Annotated in this window: 17 protein-coding genes; 4 read left to right on the top strand and 13 right to left on the bottom strand. The window is 44.1% G+C overall.

Annotation, left to right across the window (positions count from 1 at the left end; translation table 11 throughout):
* The first annotated feature begins 149 nt into the window (after positions 1–149).
* The 3 genes from rho to AO382_RS05790 all read left to right on the top strand — a co-directional run bounded on the left by rho (position 150) and on the right by AO382_RS05790 (position 2,844).
* Positions 150–1,418, top strand: coding sequence for a transcription termination factor Rho (gene rho / locus AO382_RS05800; RefSeq protein WP_003657353.1), 1,269 nt, complete (start codon positions 150–152; stop codon positions 1,416–1,418).
* A 473-nt stretch (positions 1,419–1,891) separates the two neighbouring features.
* Entirely contained in the window at positions 1,892–2,260 is a 369-nt protein-coding gene (locus AO382_RS05795) for a hypothetical protein (RefSeq protein WP_064618943.1), read from the top strand.
* Between the two features lie 170 nt (positions 2,261–2,430).
* Positions 2,431–2,844, top strand: a complete 414-nt coding sequence (locus AO382_RS05790; RefSeq protein ID WP_064611685.1) for an Ohr family peroxiredoxin — start codon at positions 2,431–2,433, stop codon at positions 2,842–2,844.
* A 174-nt stretch (positions 2,845–3,018) separates the two neighbouring features.
* Here the strand turns inward: AO382_RS05790 and AO382_RS05785 are convergent, their stop codons facing one another.
* From AO382_RS05785 to AO382_RS05735, 11 genes are all read right to left on the bottom strand, one after another.
* A complete protein-coding gene (locus AO382_RS05785) occupies positions 3,019–4,545 on the bottom strand; it encodes a fumarate hydratase (RefSeq protein ID WP_064618940.1) in 1,527 nt (508 codons plus the stop codon).
* A gap of 133 nt (positions 4,546–4,678) precedes the next feature.
* Positions 4,679–5,776 (bottom strand): histidinol-phosphate transaminase, encoded by a 1,098-nt coding sequence (gene hisC / locus AO382_RS05780; protein WP_064618937.1) that lies wholly within the window; start codon positions 5,774–5,776, stop codon positions 4,679–4,681.
* Between the two features lie 88 nt (positions 5,777–5,864).
* Positions 5,865–7,172: a histidinol dehydrogenase gene (gene hisD, locus AO382_RS05775; protein ID WP_064618934.1), complete on the bottom strand. Its 1,308-nt coding sequence runs from the start codon at positions 7,170–7,172 to the stop codon at positions 5,865–5,867.
* An 8-nt stretch (positions 7,173–7,180) separates the two neighbouring features.
* Positions 7,181–7,810 (bottom strand): Type 1 glutamine amidotransferase-like domain-containing protein, encoded by a 630-nt coding sequence (locus AO382_RS05770; RefSeq protein ID WP_064618931.1) that lies wholly within the window; start codon positions 7,808–7,810, stop codon positions 7,181–7,183.
* Positions 7,807–8,187: a gamma-glutamylcyclotransferase gene (locus AO382_RS05765; protein ID WP_064618928.1), complete on the bottom strand. Its 381-nt coding sequence runs from the start codon at positions 8,185–8,187 to the stop codon at positions 7,807–7,809. The genes AO382_RS05770 and AO382_RS05765 overlap by 4 nt, the downstream gene beginning before the upstream one ends.
* Before the next feature lie 5 nt (positions 8,188–8,192).
* The gene (gene hisG, locus AO382_RS05760; protein ID WP_064618925.1) at positions 8,193–8,849 is read right to left on the bottom strand and encodes an ATP phosphoribosyltransferase; all 657 of its coding nucleotides are present in this window, start codon (positions 8,847–8,849) and stop codon (positions 8,193–8,195) included.
* Between the two features lie 77 nt (positions 8,850–8,926).
* Positions 8,927–10,189: a UDP-N-acetylglucosamine 1-carboxyvinyltransferase gene (gene murA, locus AO382_RS05755; protein WP_064618922.1), complete on the bottom strand. Its 1,263-nt coding sequence runs from the start codon at positions 10,187–10,189 to the stop codon at positions 8,927–8,929.
* A 15-nt stretch (positions 10,190–10,204) separates the two neighbouring features.
* The gene (locus AO382_RS05750) at positions 10,205–10,447 is read right to left on the bottom strand and encodes a BolA family protein (protein WP_064602591.1); all 243 of its coding nucleotides are present in this window, start codon (positions 10,445–10,447) and stop codon (positions 10,205–10,207) included.
* 133 nt (positions 10,448–10,580) lie between these two features.
* Positions 10,581–11,354, bottom strand: coding sequence for a BON domain-containing protein (locus tag AO382_RS05745; RefSeq protein ID WP_064619000.1), 774 nt, complete (start codon positions 11,352–11,354; stop codon positions 10,581–10,583).
* A 94-nt stretch (positions 11,355–11,448) separates the two neighbouring features.
* A complete protein-coding gene (locus AO382_RS05740) occupies positions 11,449–11,862 on the bottom strand; it encodes a YraN family protein (protein ID WP_064618919.1) in 414 nt (137 codons plus the stop codon).
* On the bottom strand, positions 11,862–12,332 hold the full coding sequence (locus AO382_RS05735; protein ID WP_064618916.1) for an RDD family protein: 471 nt from the start codon (positions 12,330–12,332) through the stop codon (positions 11,862–11,864). Before AO382_RS05735 ends, AO382_RS05740 begins: the two co-directional genes overlap by 1 nt.
* A 174-nt stretch (positions 12,333–12,506) precedes the next feature.
* On the opposite strand from AO382_RS05735, the gene rlmH reads away from it, so the two are divergent.
* Complete coding sequence (rlmH, locus tag AO382_RS05730; RefSeq protein ID WP_064606463.1) at positions 12,507–12,989, top strand: 23S rRNA (pseudouridine(1915)-N(3))-methyltransferase RlmH; 483 nt, start codon at positions 12,507–12,509, stop codon at positions 12,987–12,989.
* Positions 12,990–13,112: 123 nt separating this feature from the next.
* Here rlmH and pnp read toward each other — a convergent pair whose 3' ends face one another.
* Positions 13,113–15,200, bottom strand: a complete 2,088-nt coding sequence (gene pnp, locus AO382_RS05725) for a polyribonucleotide nucleotidyltransferase (protein WP_064602595.1) — start codon at positions 15,198–15,200, stop codon at positions 13,113–13,115.
* Positions 15,201–15,416: 216 nt separating this feature from the next.
* Entirely contained in the window at positions 15,417–15,686 is a 270-nt protein-coding gene (rpsO, locus tag AO382_RS05720) for a 30S ribosomal protein S15 (RefSeq protein WP_036331213.1), read from the bottom strand.
* Between the last annotated feature and the right edge of the window lie 132 nt (positions 15,687–15,818).

Here is a 15,818-nt window from a genome sequence, read left to right as displayed (position 1 = left end):
AGTTCACCCTAACGCTTGACAAATGCTTGATTTACGCTTAATATGGACGCACCTGCAATCGATTTCTTGAGATTGCATTTTTCTTTTTCTATACCTTGCAAAACCATCACTGCCTATTTTGGGTGCATCATCACACATCTTACCTATCTATGAACTTAACTGAATTAAAAAGTAAATCCGTTGGCGAGCTGCTTGCTATTGCTGAGCATATGGGTTTGGATAATATGGCTCGCAGTCGTAAACAAGACATTATTTTCGCCATTTTAAAGACACATGCCAGAAATGGCGAAGCAATTTATGGCAATGGCGTGCTTGAGATTTTACCTGATGGATTTGGTTTTTTACGCTCAAGTGAAGGTTCATATTTGGCAGGACCAGACGATATTTATGTCAGTCCAAGCCAAATACGCAGATTTAATTTGCAAACAGGCGATTCCATCGCAGGGCAGATCCGCCCACCTAAAGATTCAGAAAGATATTTTGCCCTCTTAAAGGTGAGTGAAATTAACTTCGATACGCCTGATCGTAGCCGCCACAAGCTGATTTTTGAAAATCTTACCCCGCTTTTTCCCACCCAACAACTGGTACTTGAAGCAGGCAATGGTACAACCGAGGACTTAACGGGTCGCATTATTGATTTGATTGCACCCATTGGTAAAGGTCAACGCTCTATCATCGTTGCACCGCCCAAAGCTGGTAAAACGGTACTACTACAGACCATCGCCCAAGCCATCACCAAAAATCATCCTGAATGCTACTTGATCGTTCTACTCATTGATGAACGCCCAGAGGAAGTCACCGAGATGCAACGCACCGTTTGGGGAGAAGTTGTTGCCTCTACTTTTGATGAACCACCACAACGCCATATCCAAGTCGCCGAAATGGTCATCGAAAAAGCCAAGCGCTTGGTTGAGCATAAGCAAGATGTGGTGATCTTACTTGACTCTATCACTCGCTTGGCGCGTGCTTATAATACTGTCATCCCCTCAAGTGGCAAAGTGCTGACAGGTGGGGTAGATGCTCATGCACTTGAGCGTCCCAAGCGGTTTTTTGGAGCAGCACGAAATGTCGAAGAAGGAGGCAGCTTGACCATCATTTCAACCGCTTTGATTGATACGGGCTCAAAGATGGACAGTGTCATTTTTGAGGAATTCAAAGGAACAGGTAACCAAGAGATTACCTTGGAGCGTGAGCTTGCTGAACGGCGTATTTTCCCTGCCATCAATATCAAAAAATCCAGTACACGCCGAGAAGAACGCTTGCTAGATGAAGACACCCTACGCCGAGTTTGGATACTTCGTAAACTCATGCAGCCCATGGAAGACGCCCAAGCAACCGAGTTTTTACTTGAACGCCTAAAAGACTCAAAAACCAATGATGAATTTTTTGAGCAAATGGTCAAAAAATCTCAAAACTAAAATGATCGCTTTGGTTTAGGCACTCTCACCCTTGATAACACCATAGAGGTTTTTTAAATCAGCATGTTTGATGGCAAACACCAAAGGCAATCACGCCTTAACCAAACTTTAGTTATTAAAAATACCACTACCCTAACTTATTTTTAATAAAATTTTCATCACTGAATTGCCATTTTAAAAAATGTGTGTTAGAATTTTTCAACACCAAAGTCTAACGGCAATTTATTGCCACTTACTTAAGGTGGCAAAAGTAAAGAAAAACAATATTTTGTTACATTTTTATTAAGCTAATAACAAAATTTTCTTTTTATCTTTGCTAAGTTATTGTATACTGATACATATATGTGTCAACCTATGGATAGATGATTGATATTTTTAAATCTGATATTGAGATTTAAACAATGCTCAATTAATTATCCATAGGTATTTTTCTGTCAAATATTTATTGAATATTTACCTCATTGGAGTTTATCATGCAAATCAAACTAATCGCATCTGCACTAATCGCTGCTCTAGCACTAACCGCTTGCTCAAAACCACAAGAACAAGCTCAAGATGCAGCTACCACTGCAGCTGAAGCAGCAGCTGACGCAACTGCTGCTGCCAACGAAGCTGCTGTTACAACTGGTGAAAATGCCGCTGATGCAGCTGAAGCTGCGGCTGAAGCTGCGGCTGACGCAACTGCTGCTGCCAACGAAGCATCTGCTGCGGCAGCTGACGCTATGACTGGTGATGCTACCGCTGCTGAAGCTGCTCATGCTCACGCTGCTGCTGACCAAGCTCAAGCTAATGCTGAAGCTGCTCAAGCTGCTGCAACTGAAGCAACTGAACAAGCTAAATAATCATAAAACAGTTTTAACTGTTCAAAGTTATTTACTGACACAAAAGAAGAATCCATTTTGGGTTCTTCTTTTTTTTGTCTTGTATTGGTGGGTATGATAAAGTATTTTACTTGACTTTATATGATGATTTGCTACAATCAAAGAAACACAACAACAACTGGGAGTAAATGATGAGTCAAATCTATCAAACAACCGCTAGCGTTAGTGGTGCAAGAACTGGTACTGCCACTCTTTCAGATGACGATAAAAGTTACAACATGGTTGCCCCTGGCACAAAGCAAGAGGGCAATAACCCAGAGCAATTTTTTGCGATGGGGTATGCTGCATGTTTTGATGGTGCTTTAGGGCTTGTCAAAAAATCAGCTGACAAATCATTTGATAGCAGAACCGAGGTAACGATTGAGCTTAACAAAGAAGGTGATTCTAACTTCTTTTTAACTGGAGCTATTCATGTTGTTGCCAGTAATGGCGATATCACCGAAGATGAGTTGTTATCATTGGTTGAAAAAACGCATACCGTTTGCCCCTACTCAAAAGCTGTTCAGGGCAATATTGACATGAAGCTGAGTGCTTCGGTAGAGTAATAGCCATTTAAGCTTTGATTTATGCCGCCCAAATCGTTCAGTTGCTTTGGGCGGTTTTATTTTTCTGTTATTTTAATTTAAAAATATTAAATTTACTAAATTTACTTAAATTTAGATAAAATTACCCTAAGATAACCTAGGGTAATATGGCAAAATATGCTTGCTAAGAATTGGTTAAGCTTCTACCACTGGAATTTTACCAATTTTAGCTTGCCAAATCTTTGGTGCTGTTGCATGTACCGAACTGCCGCTACTATCCACTGCCACAGTCACTGGCATATCACAAACCTCAAATTCATAAATCGCCTCCATACCAAGCTCAGGGAATGCCACAACTTTGGCATTTTTAATCGCCTTAGAAACCAAATAGGCCGAGCCGCCCACTGCCATCAAATAGACCGCCTTATTATCAGCAATCGCTTGACAAGCTGCCTCACCACGCTCTGATTTACCAATCATACCCAATAAACCCGTTTGCTCCAGCATTTGACGGGTAAACTTATCCATACGCGTTGCTGTTGTTGGGCCTGCAGGACCAACCACCTCATCACCCACAGGGTCAACAGGGCCAACATAGTAGATAATTTTATTGGTGAAATCAACTGGTAGCGTTTCGCCATTATTGAGCATATCTGTCATGCGCTTGTGTGCAGCATCTCGGCCTGTGTAAATCTTACCACTCAGTAAAAGCACATCACCTGTTTGCCAATTGGCTACCTCTTCTTTGGTCAATGTATCGACATTGATACGCTTACCATTTTCAGGATTATAAGTCACATCTGGATACACATCCAAGCTTGGTGGCACAAGCTCAACGGGACCTGAACCATCAAGCTCAAATTCTACATGGCGTGTGGCGGCACAGTTTGGAATCATTGCCACAGGTTTTGAAGCGGCATGTGTTGGGTAATCTAAAATTTTGACATCCAATACTGTTGTCAATCCACCCAAACCTTGTGCACCAATACCCAATGCATTGACTTTATCATAAATTTCCAAGCGTAACGCTTCTGTCGTAGACAGCTGGGCGCCAGAGTCGGATTTTTGCTTAAGTTTATGAATATCGATATGGCTCATCAAAGATTCTTTGGCAAGCAGGGCGGCTTTTTCTGGTGTGCCACCAATACCAATACCCAAAATACCAGGTGGGCACCAGCCTGCACCCATCGTGGGGATAGTTTTTAGTACCCAGTCAACAATATCATCTGACGGATTTAGCATGGCAAGCTTTGATTTGTTTTCAGAACCGCCACCTTTGGCCGCACAAGTCACTTCCACTTTATCACCTGCCACAATCTGCATATGGATGACCGCTGGGGTATTATCTTTGGTATTTTGGCGTTTGCCTGCTGGGTCAGTCAGTACCGAAGCACGCAGGGTATTATCAGCATGATTATAAGCACGGCGAACTCCCTCATTAACCATATCTTCAACGCTCATGGTCGCATCCCAAGTCACATTCATGCCAACTTTCAAAAATACCGTCGCGATACCCGTATCTTGGCAAATGGGGCGATGCCCTTCGGCACACATACGACTATTAACCAAAATTTGGGTCATGGCATCCTTGGCAGCAGGGTTTTCTTCACGCTCCAAAGCCTCAACCAAAGCTTCGATATAATCTGTTGGGTGATAGTAACTAATGTACTGAAATGCATCGGCGATACTTTGAATGAAATCATCTTGTTTAATGATGGTCATGGTGACTTCCTTTTGGCTAATTTGGTGCTAAGCACGCAAACGGCTAATATTTGCTTAAGTCATCTTAAGCTGCTTTAAAATTTTAAAATCTTGGCAAGCCTTTATGGACAAGCCGATCAAGCAGGTCAGTAAATTAATTATCAACTGACAAAATATGTGTCAGTACTTCGATCAGTCGCTCGTTTTGAGCTTGTGTGCCCACACTGATGCGCAGATAGTCTTTGATACGCGGCTGCTTAAAATGACGCACAATCACGCCTTCTTGACGCAGACGATCGCTAATGTCTGCTGCATCATGAGCAGCTAAGGTGGCAAAGACAAAATTCGCCGCTGAAGGCAGCACTGTAAAGCCAAGCGCCTGCAAGTCTTGGGTGAGTGCTTTGCGAAGCTTGATGACCTGAGTGCGCTGATCTTCAAAATAGGTCACATCTTCGACGCTGGCTTTGGCACCTGCTTGGGCGATGCGGTCAAGCGGATAAGAATTAAAGCTATTTTTCATCGCCGTCAAAGCCGCGATCAAATTTGGATTGGCAAATGCCATACCCACACGCAAGCCTGCCAAAGCACGAGATTTTGAAAAAGTTTGGGTAATCACCAAATTATCAAACTGGCGAATCAGGCTCACCGCAGATGCCTGCTTGACATTATCAGCATAATCAATATATGCCTCATCAATGACAACCACCGCATCAGGGTGCATGGCAATCAGTTCTTTGATATCTTCGATGGGCAACAACCGCCCTGTTGGTGCGTTAGGATTTGCCAAGATAATACCATCACACGACTGATGATACTCTTTTATATCAATGCTAAAATCGTCCTTAAGTGGGATGCTTTGGGTTGTGACACCAAAGGTATCAGCATAAACAGGGTAAAAGCTGTAGCTAATATCTGGCATCAATAATGGACGCTGTTTCATAAAAAAACATGCAAATACCAATGCCAATACTTCATCCGACCCATTACCAACAAATACCTCATCTAACCCAAGCCCATAATAATCCGCCAAAGCTTGGCGAAGTTCGTCTGACTCAGGTTCAGGATAAAGCCGCAATGCACACGCCTCATCAGCAAGCACTGCCTGCATTGCCATCACCGCTTTTGGGCTTGGTGGATAGGGGTTTTCGTTGGTATTTAGTTTGACCAAATTATCATGCTTGGGCTGCTCGCCAGGTACATAGGGGCTAAGATTTTTTGCCTTAGTGCTCCATAAACGGTTGTCAATACTCATGATTATCCGACGCTTTTATTAAGATGTTAACTATGATGTGCTTATCTGCTGCAGAGATTTTAATTATGCCAAATGATTCAAATCAATATCAATCATTATGACGATAGCGTGCCGATAAGGCATGAGCGTCCAAGTTTTCTTGTACTGCCAAAATATCTGCTGTTTTTGCCAAAGGTTTGGCACCATTTGGTGTACAATAGATAAGCGAGGTTTTTTTGGTAAAATCATAGACCCCAAGCGGTGAGCTAAACCGTGCCGTGCCTGATGTTGGCAAGACATGGTTAGAACCTGCACAGTAATCGCCAATGGCTTCTGGCGTATGCCTTCCTAGAAAGATTGCTCCTGCATGGCGTACATATTGCTCCACTTCTTCAGGGTTATTCAGTGACAGCTCCAAATGCTCAGGGGCGACTTGATTGATGATGGCAATCCCTTCTTCTCGGTCTTTGACCAAAATCAGTGCTCCGCGACTGGCAAGCGCCTCTTTGGCGATATCGGCTTTTGGCAAAACTGCCAAGGCATCATCAATGGCATTTTTGACCGCTTGCAACTGCTTGGGGCACGTGGTCACAAAAATCGCCTGTGCCACTGTGTCATGCTCAGCTTGCGACAATAAATCCATCGCCAGCCACTCAGCATTATCACCAGGCTCACCTTCGGCATAGACCAACACTTCTGATGGCCCTGCGATCATGTCAATGCCCACTTGCCCAAACACCGCACGCTTGGCGGCAGCGACATATTTATTGCCAGGTCCTGTAATTTTATCTACTTTGGCAATACTGTCTGTACCGTATGCCAATGCTGCCACCGCCTGAGCCCCGCCGATGGTAATCACGCTGTCCACGCCTGCCAAATATGCCGCCGCGAGTACCAAGGGATTTAGCTCGCCATTAGGTGCAGGAACAACCATGGTGATATGCCCAACGCCAGCGACTTTGGCAGGTATGGCGTTCATGAGCACGCTGGACGGATAGCTTGCCAGCCCCCCTGGCACATAAATGCCCACACGGTCAAGGGGCGTGACTTTCTGTCCCAAAATATTGCCCAAATGGTCGGTAAAACGAAAGCCTGCCTCCACTTGATGCTGATGAAAGTCAAAAATCCGCTTGGCGGCGTATTCTAAGGCGTGTTTGACGTCATCGGTTAAGCCATCAAATGCCGCTTTTAGTTTATCAGCGCTGACAAACAGCTCATGCATGCTGACAGCGGGGTGCTTATCAAACTGTTGGGTATAGCTTAGCACCGCTTCATCACCGCTTTCTCGCACCTTAGCAATGATGTCATTGACCGTGGCAATCAGTGCGCTGTCGGTTACCGTCTCAAAAGCAAGTAAGTCTTTTAACTGGCTGTCAAAGTTATCATCTTGGCTGTTTAAAATTTTTATGTTTGTCATGGCTACTCTTAAAATGAACATAATTGTATGGTGTCATCAATGACCATGACCGCTTGATGGTTGCTCATCGGCGTTAGGGCAAGTTCTGTGTGGTATTGGTCATAAATCTTATGGGCGACTTGTACAAAGGGCGGATTGTCAAAATGGGGCAACACATAAAAATCCACCACGCCCAAGCCTGCCGTATCTGTCAAAAGTGGGGCTTTTTGTTTGTCGTCCATCTGTGCCACATACTCAATGTCAAAGGCGGTAATGATACTGCCTGCTGATGTGCCGACATAGGGCTTGCCGTCATTGATGACTTGTATGAGAAGTTTATCAAGTCCTGTGTGTTTGAGCATGGATAATAAATAAAAGGTGTTACCACCACCAACAAACACACAATCGCTGCCGGTGATTTTTTGGCAAAGCGTATCAAAATCCATCGCTGATAAATCCAGCTCATCAACCACCATGCCCAAATCCATAAACGCCTGCCTGTCATCGTCCATAAATTTGGTGTACTCTTCAACATCGCAAGCGGTGGGAATAAAGGCAACGGTTTTACCTTGGCAATCAGGCAAAAATTTATCAAAACCAACCGCCACATCAGCAAAAGATGCGGTCAAAAACAGGCGTTTGTGTGGTTTGCTTGTCATTGATTGCCCCAATTTTCTTTAAATGATACATCTAATAAGGGATACAGTTTGCGATGCAAAGCATACACATAGGCACTGACACACTCGCCTGTCTGGGTGGTTGCCATGATACGTTCACGCTGATACGCCGCCCCTTCAAAAGCATCCAATCTCTCCCAATGCAAAGGCAAGTCATCAGAGCCAAACAGCCACCCTTGCACCGTTTGTGTTGTCTGATTTATAAACACCAAAGCAGGGTAGCCGCCTGTCAGACCAAAACCCATCTCATCCATCACCCCCTTGACCGCGGCCTGCTGCCAAGTACCCAAAATCGGCCTCATGATGTGATGATTAGATTTGCCAGGAGCGAGCGTCCCATAAACAAATAGGTGCTCCATGATCTTTAAGCGCCTTGTTCTAGGACTGCTTTTTCCAAAATCTGTAAAATTGGCTCAATCTGCACCAATTTACGCTTGTGGCTGACAGGATTCGCAATCAAGCGCGATGACACTTGACAGATGGTTTCCAAAGGCTCTAACCCATTGGCGCGCAAGGTATTTCCCGTATCCACAACATCCACAATCAAATCACCAAGCCCCACCAAAGGGGCAAGCTCCATAGAGCCATACAGCTTGATGATGTCTACTTGTTCACCACGAGACGCAAAATAGTTGCGTGCTACATTGGTGTATTTGGTGGCGATACGCAAGCGGCGATTGGGCAGCACCGCGCCTTTGACACCTGCAGTCATTAGACGGCATTTGGCGATGTCTAAGTCAAGCAGCTCATAAATCTGCGCATCGTATTCCATCAAGACATCTTTGCCCGCGACGCCGATGTCCGCCGCCCCATGCTCTACGTAGGTTGGCACATCAGAAGCTCGCAAAATCAGTAAACGAACATTGGGATGCGTGGTCGGAAAAATGAGCTTTCGAGACTTATTAATGTCTTCGAGCGGTACAATACCTGCCTTAGCAAACAAAGGCAAGGTTTCGTCCAAAATTCGCCCTTTTGATAGAGCAATGGTTAAGCCTGAAAAATTTTCTGTCATGGTTGTCATCAGTTGCCGCTGCCACCGTTTAGATAGTAAAAGATTGGGTGTGATTTGGTGAAAATGGCGTCAAAGTCTTAACCGCTTTAGGCTTTGATACGCTCAATATTAACGCCCAACCCACGCAGTTTATTTTCCACATCATCATAACCACGATCGATATGATAAATGCGGTCAATGATACTCTCACCTTCAGCACACGCTGCCGCCATCACAAGCGACATGGATGCTCGTAAATCGGTTGCCATCACAGGGGCTGGCATGAACTTTTCGACACCTTCAACGACGGCAGTATGACCATCGATGCGGATATTTGCTCCCATACGCTGAAGCTCTGGCACGTGCATGAAGCGATTTTCAAAGATGTTTTCAATGATCGTGCTTGTACCTTCTGCCAAACAGCACACCGCCATCAGCTGTGCTTGCATATCGGTTGGAAATCCTGGGTGTACTTGAGTGCGGATGTCAACCGCTTTTGGACGCGTGGTCATCACTGCACGAATCCAGTCATCCCCTGTGGTGATCGTCGCACCCATGGCTTCAAATTTTTTGAGTACAGGATGTAAAAACTCTGCCGATGTATTGAGCGCCAAGACATCGCCGCGGCTCATGAGTGCGCCCGCCAAATAAGAGCCTGTTTCGATACGATCTGCGATCACGCTGTATTCACATCCATGCAAGCTCTCAACGCCCTCAATAACCATCGTCGTTGTACCGATACCACTGATTTTAGCCCCCATGGCAACCAACATATTTGCCAGATCTACCACTTCGGGCTCGGTGGCACAATTTTCTAAGCGCGTGGTACCCAAAGCAAGCGTTGCTGCCATGATGATATTTTCGGTACCACCGACCGTCACCATATCAAAGCTAAAATCACAGCCGATCAAGCGACCACCTGCCGGTGCACGAGCTTTAACATAGCCATTTTCAACTTCGATAGTTGCACCCATGGCTTCTAGTGCCTTAAGATGCTGATCCACAGGTCGTGAGCCAATGGAGCAGCCACCTGGTAAACTGACTTCCGCTTCACCAAAGCGTGCAAGCAATGGACCTAACACCAAAATCGATGCACGCATCGTACGCACCAACTCATAAGGTGCATAGTAATCTGTCACGACGCTGGCATCTGCTGTGACCATATTACCTTCTTTATAGATTTTTACGCCAGTGCCTGCAATCAGCTCAATCAAAGTGGCTGTATCTTTGAGTGTCGGCACATTATGAAGCACCGTTTCACCATTGGGTAGCAACATTGCTGCCAACAGTGGCAGCGCGGCATTTTTTGAACCTGAAATGGTGACCTCACCAACGATACGACTTGCACCTGTGATTTTAAACTTATCCATAACTTATCCCTAAGCTTAAGCTTTTTTGGCGGCGTATTCTGCAGGCGTAAGCGCATGAATCGTCAAAGCGTGCATTGCACCGTTTTGGATATATTGATTAACAAGTGTATAAACCATCTGCTGACGCGCAACCAAACGCTTGCCCTCAAAGGCATCATCAACAATCAACAATTCAAATTTATTACCTTCATTCACCGCATCAATGTGGGCATCGGCAAAATGTGGGCGAAGTAGCTCAATTAAAGCTTGTGCATTCATAGGTTTTCTCGTTGCCATAGGGCGGTTAATCCACCCAAAATAATTACATTATTATATCAAATCTGGCAACATTTATCATCAAACGCTGCCAAATATGCCACCAAATTACCATGATAGATGATGGTACAAATCGCTATTGGTAGATCTCAAATACAGGTGCTGTATTGGCTGGAGCTACATTACTGGCATTGGGCGTATAAATTTCTTGCAATATATAGCCACTATCTTCTTGTGTATCAGGCTTTGCCACCACGGCATCATAGCCATCATCGTTGGTATACGCTTCGGTACTCACCTTAGTACTCACTTTATGATCGGTATAATTTTCCAATTCCTGAACACTCACCAAAGTCGTCAAAGTTACCGCAGCCTCCATACCAGGTGTCGCTTGAATGGCTTCTAAGATATGACCTTGCTGCTCGGATGTCAAATAACCCAGCACATACGCAGTACGGTCACGAACAATAACCTTATATTGTGATGATTTAAGATGGCGGTTGGTTAGTAAGCGGGTATTGATTTTTGAGCGTAAATAATTTTCATGCAAAGTATGGCTTTGGCTTTTTGGTGTCTCAACGACAGTCAAATAATTAAAGACTTTTTCGACATCTCTCATCGAGTCAATCGTACGCCCAACTTCAATCTTAATCTGTTCACTGGGTACTTCGCCAGTCAATAAAACTTCTCGGCGAAAACTGGCAATATCAATACGCACTGCATTTGGACTGACGCCCGGAATGGTTGCAAGATTACGGCGTGCAGTAAGCTCAATGCTACTGTCACTGATACGCTCAGGAATGGTGCGACCCATTGCATCAGCGCCGACACTTTGCGTGCCATTGCTGGCACATGCTGTCAAGCCAATCATTGCCATGCTCGTCAAAACGATTAATAATTTTTTCATCATGCTATGTTTCCATATTACTGGGATGTATCTTGTCGTAAAGTTACGGATTGCTTGATTGATTTTAGTTGATTTTAGTTCACGACCATTTAGCCAATCAAAACGCATTTGTTATCCATTCATGTTCAATCAATCCATCAGCCAAATCAAAAACCATGACATCAAAACGGTATACATCATCAATATATTTGGGATAATTGATTAAAAATCGTTCTGCTGTTTGGTAGATTTTTGCCTGCTTTTTTGAGGTGACACTCTCAAGTGCTGTACCATACACAGAACTTGTTCGGCTACGCACTTCAACAAATACCGTACAAAATCTTGGCTGCACCAAACGGTGCGATTGCTCCAAAGCCTGTCTGGCGATAATATCAATCTCACCAACAAATGGGGCGGTAAAGTTGGTTACAATAATTTCATAGCCTGCTTGTTTAAGTTTATCTACCGCCAACTGTTCAAACACATCGCCCTGCTTGCGTTTGATGGTTTTATTTTTTAACTGGCGATTCATTAGCGAATGCGTTTTACCACAACAGTTTTGGCAATTTTATCATGCCAGCCTTGTTTTTTCTTATCAAAACCAGCCCAAATAAATCCCAAACAAAGAATTAAGTATGAAATCAGATAACTAAAATATCGCAATAATGCCCTTGGCACACTGATAAATTGCCCTGTTTTGGCATCACGGACTTGCAGCCCAAAGAGCATTTTACCTGGTGTTGCACCTTTTTTTACCCAAAACCAAACAACCGCCGCCCCAATCACCAAGTGTAGGATGGCATCCCCAGCACTATAAAGCGGCATCTGGTCAACGGGCATAGCCGCCATCTGCTGATAATTATAAAACCAATACGGTGCAAATATAATCATAATAATTAAATTATCGACAATACATGCCGCAAATCGTATCCAAAATCCTGCATATTCAAATTCAGAATCATCGTACTGTGGGCTGTGTGACACTGCTGTATTTGTTATCATCGTTTACTCCATGTATTTTTATGACCCAAGGCTATGCTTGAGCTGCTTGATAAATTTGCTGGTAAATTGCTTAGAATAACAAAATTTTGTCATTTTCGCCATCAGTTATGTTATTTTGCGATGAAATTTTGGCAAATTTTAAGTAAAATGGTATCAAAACCATAGGAAGCTTTGATGAAATTACGAATTTTAAGTATTGGGCATAAAATGCCAAATTGGGTACAACAAGGCTTTGAAGAATACCTCAAACGCATTCAGCCCATGATTAGTGTTGAGATGGTGGAATTACCTCCCGCCAAACGAGGCAAAACCCCCTCACCTGCCGAGATTGATAAATATAAAGCCATCGAAGCGACGACAATTTTAAATGCCAAACATCCAAAAGAGCGATTATGGCTGCTTGAAGTTAAGGGTAAAATGCTGTCTACTGAGCATTTTAGTGATAAGCTGAGTGTGGCGATGCAAGATGGTGCAGACATTGCCTTGGTGATTGGTGGTGCTGATGGCGTTTCGCCTGAGATATTGCAAGCAGCAGATTTTAAATGGTCATTATCGGAGCTGACTTTGCCGCATCCGTTGGTGCGTATCATTGTCATAGAGCAGTTGTATCGTGCGATGAGTCTGATTAATCATCACCCTTATCATCGTGGTGGGTAGAATGATTAGCTGTTCAAGTGATTTAGATTACTCAAGCTTGGGTACTTACCATCTTTAACCAAAATCATTAAAAAACCGCTCAAAAGAGCGGTTTTTAAAGCCATATGATGCTAAGGTTACTTATTATTCAACACCTTTCATGGTTAATTTAATACGACCACGATTATCAATGTCTTGAACTTGAACCTTGACAGTTTGACCTTCTTTTAGATAATCGCTCACATTCTCCACACGCTCATCAGAGATTTGGCTGATGTGTACCAGACCATCTGTGCCTGGTAAAATGGTAACAAACGCCCCAAAATCAACAATGCGAGCAACCGTACCTTCGTACACCGTACCCACTTCAACCTCAGCGGTAATCGCCTCAATTTGAGTAATGGCAGCACGCGTTGATGCTTTATCTGTACCAAAAATACGAATTGTGCCGTTATCATCAATATCAATGGTTGCACCTGTATCCTCAGTCAGCTGACGAATGGTCGCACCACCTTTACCAATCACATCACGGATTTTTTCAGGATTGATAGTGATGGTGGCATAATTTGGTGCATGAGCGTTAATCTCAGTACGAGAGGTTGCGATGACCTCATTCATGGCGTTTAGGATATGGATACGACCTGCGTGTGCTTGTTTTAGGGCTTGTTCCATAATATCGGCGGTAATGCCTTCAATCTTAATATCCATTTGTAGAGCTGTGATACCATTTACCGAACCTGCAACTTTAAAGTCCATATCGCCTAAGTGGTCTTCATCACCCAAAATGTCCGACAGCACAGCAAAACGCTCACCTTCTTTGACCAGTCCCATGGCGATGCCTGCAACAGGGGCTTTTAGGGGTACGCCTGCATCCATCAAAGATAACGACGCACCGCAGACAGACGCCATAGATGATGAACCATTTGACTCGGTGATTTCAGAGACCACACGAATGGTATATGGGAAGCGTTCAGCGGCTGGAAGCATAGCCTGAACGCCACGGCGTGCTAAGCGACCATGTCCAATTTCACGGCGTTTTGGTGCACCTTCACGACCTGTCTCACCCACTGAATAATGTGGGAAATTATAGTGTAGCATAAAATGGTCTTGCTTCGTGCCTGCCAGCGTATCCACAAGGTTCACATCCCGTGTTGTACCCAAAGTGGTTACAACCAACGCTTGAGTTTCACCACGAGTAAATAGTGCCGAGCCGTGTGTATAAGGCAACACGCCCACTTGAATATCCAAGGCACGCACGGTTTCTAGGTCTCGTCCGTCAATACGAGGCTTGCCTGATAAGATATTATCACGCACGGTACGATATTTTAGGGTTTCAAACAGCTCTTTGATTTGGGCAACCTTGTCGGCATAGTCATCGCTTGTCTCATCGCCTGCCAGTGCCAAAGCTTCTGCGGCAAGCTCATCTAAGCGTGCGTAGCGGTCTTGTTTGACGGTAATCGTGTAGGCTTCACTGACCTTAGCGGTGAACTGCTCTTTTAATTGGGTGTTTAGCTCTTCATTGATGGCAGGGGCGACAAATTCTTGCTTGGCATTACCTACCGCTTGGGCGAATGTATTGATATTATCAATCACCACCTGCTGCTGACCATGCCCATAAAGCACCGCCCCCAGCATTTGGTCTTCTGACAGCTCTTTAGCTTCAGACTCAACCATCAGTACCGCTGATTTGGTACCTGCCACGACCAAATCCAAATCACTTTGCTTCATCTCAGCCAAAGTTGGGTTGAGTACATACTCACCATTGATAAAGCCAACACGAGCAGCACCGATAGGACCATTAAATGGTGCTGGTGAAATTGCTAACGCTGCTGATGCCCCAATCATCGCTGCAATGTCAGCATCTTGGGTTTTATCTGATGAAATGACTGTTGCTGTTACCTGAATTTCGTTAAAGTAACCCTCTGGAAATAGCGGACGGATTGGGCGATCAATCAAGCGAGAAGTCAGCGTCTCAAACTCTGACGCACGACCTTCACGCTTGCCATAACCGCCTGGGATTTTTCCCGAAGCGTACATTTTTTCTTGATAATTCACCGTCAAAGGAAAAAAGTTTTGACCAGCAATGGCTTCAGGACGCACGACCACAGCAACCAAGACAGACACCCCGCCCATATGCACAAGCACACTATTGGCTTGGCGAGCAATGCGACCTGTTTCTAAAACAACTTGTTGGTTGCCATATTGAAATTCTTGACGAATGGGATTAAACATAAATTGATCCTTTTATATAATAGGCATTGATTGGCATAATCTAAAGCCCTAAGGCATAACATCGTTTCATGTCATGCCTTAGAGTTCTAAATTCATGCTCAATGCGATTGATGATTTAAATAATGAATAAACAAATAATTAATAAAAAACGGCACGCAAAAGCACGCCGTTTTCGGTATCGTATACAGGTTAAAAACCCAATGCCACAAGGACAAATTAACGGCGTAGACCCAATGAACCGATTAAGTCAGTATAGCGGTTCAAATCTTTACCTTTTAGGTAGTCCAATAGCTTACGGCGTTGGTTTACCATACGGATTAGACCACGGCGGCTGTGATGGTCGGCTTTGTGTGCTTTGAAGTGATCTTGCAAGTCATTAATACGAGCGGTCAATAAAGCCACTTGCACCTCTGGGCTACCAGTATCATTCTCGCCACGCTGATATTTTGCAATTACCGCTTCACGATCTTTATTAGTTAACATCATTCATTCCTTACTAAGCAATGCAAATAAATTCAGGCAAGCATCGCATTGCTAAAGCTTACCTACGCCATTTGGCATCTAAAAATAAATTATAACAGTTTTTTAAACCGCTGTCAGCTGTTTTACTGATTTTTA

Source organism: Moraxella catarrhalis (assembly GCF_001656295.1).
GTDB classification, from domain to species: domain Bacteria; phylum Pseudomonadota; class Gammaproteobacteria; order Pseudomonadales; family Moraxellaceae; genus Moraxella; species Moraxella veridica.
The sequence above is the reverse complement of the archived record's forward strand: the minus strand, read 5'-3'. Positions and strand labels throughout refer to the sequence as shown.

Bases quoted from the DNA above. Each gene is read 5' to 3' on its own strand.
- rpsO (WP_036331213.1), bottom strand. From the start codon at position 15,686: ATGATGTTAACTAATAAAGATCGTGAAGCGGTAATTGCAAAATATCAG.
- rho (WP_003657353.1), top strand. From the start codon at position 150: ATGAACTTAACTGAATTAAAAAGTAAATCCGTTGGCGAGCTGCTTGCT.
- AO382_RS05790 (WP_064611685.1), top strand. From the start codon at position 2,431: ATGAGTCAAATCTATCAAACAACCGCTAGCGTTAGTGGTGCAAGAACT.
- AO382_RS05765 (WP_064618928.1), bottom strand. From the start codon at position 8,187: ATGGAGCACCTATTTGTTTATGGGACGCTCGCTCCTGGCAAATCTAAT.
- AO382_RS05795 (WP_064618943.1), top strand. From the start codon at position 1,892: ATGCAAATCAAACTAATCGCATCTGCACTAATCGCTGCTCTAGCACTA.
- hisG (WP_064618925.1), bottom strand. From the start codon at position 8,849: ATGACAACCATGACAGAAAATTTTTCAGGCTTAACCATTGCTCTATCA.
- AO382_RS05745 (WP_064619000.1), bottom strand. From the start codon at position 11,354: ATGATGAAAAAATTATTAATCGTTTTGACGAGCATGGCAATGATTGGC.
- AO382_RS05735 (WP_064618916.1), bottom strand. From the start codon at position 12,332: ATGATAACAAATACAGCAGTGTCACACAGCCCACAGTACGATGATTCT.
- hisD (WP_064618934.1), bottom strand. From the start codon at position 7,172: ATGACAAACATAAAAATTTTAAACAGCCAAGATGATAACTTTGACAGC.
- hisC (WP_064618937.1), bottom strand. From the start codon at position 5,776: ATGAGTATTGACAACCGTTTATGGAGCACTAAGGCAAAAAATCTTAGC.
- AO382_RS05750 (WP_064602591.1), bottom strand. From the start codon at position 10,447: ATGAATGCACAAGCTTTAATTGAGCTACTTCGCCCACATTTTGCCGAT.
- rlmH (WP_064606463.1), top strand. From the start codon at position 12,507: ATGAAATTACGAATTTTAAGTATTGGGCATAAAATGCCAAATTGGGTA.
- pnp (WP_064602595.1), bottom strand. From the start codon at position 15,200: ATGTTTAATCCCATTCGTCAAGAATTTCAATATGGCAACCAACAAGTT.
- AO382_RS05770 (WP_064618931.1), bottom strand. From the start codon at position 7,810: ATGACAAGCAAACCACACAAACGCCTGTTTTTGACCGCATCTTTTGCT.
- murA (WP_064618922.1), bottom strand. From the start codon at position 10,189: ATGGATAAGTTTAAAATCACAGGTGCAAGTCGTATCGTTGGTGAGGTC.
- AO382_RS05785 (WP_064618940.1), bottom strand. From the start codon at position 4,545: ATGACCATCATTAAACAAGATGATTTCATTCAAAGTATCGCCGATGCA.
- AO382_RS05740 (WP_064618919.1), bottom strand. From the start codon at position 11,862: ATGAATCGCCAGTTAAAAAATAAAACCATCAAACGCAAGCAGGGCGAT.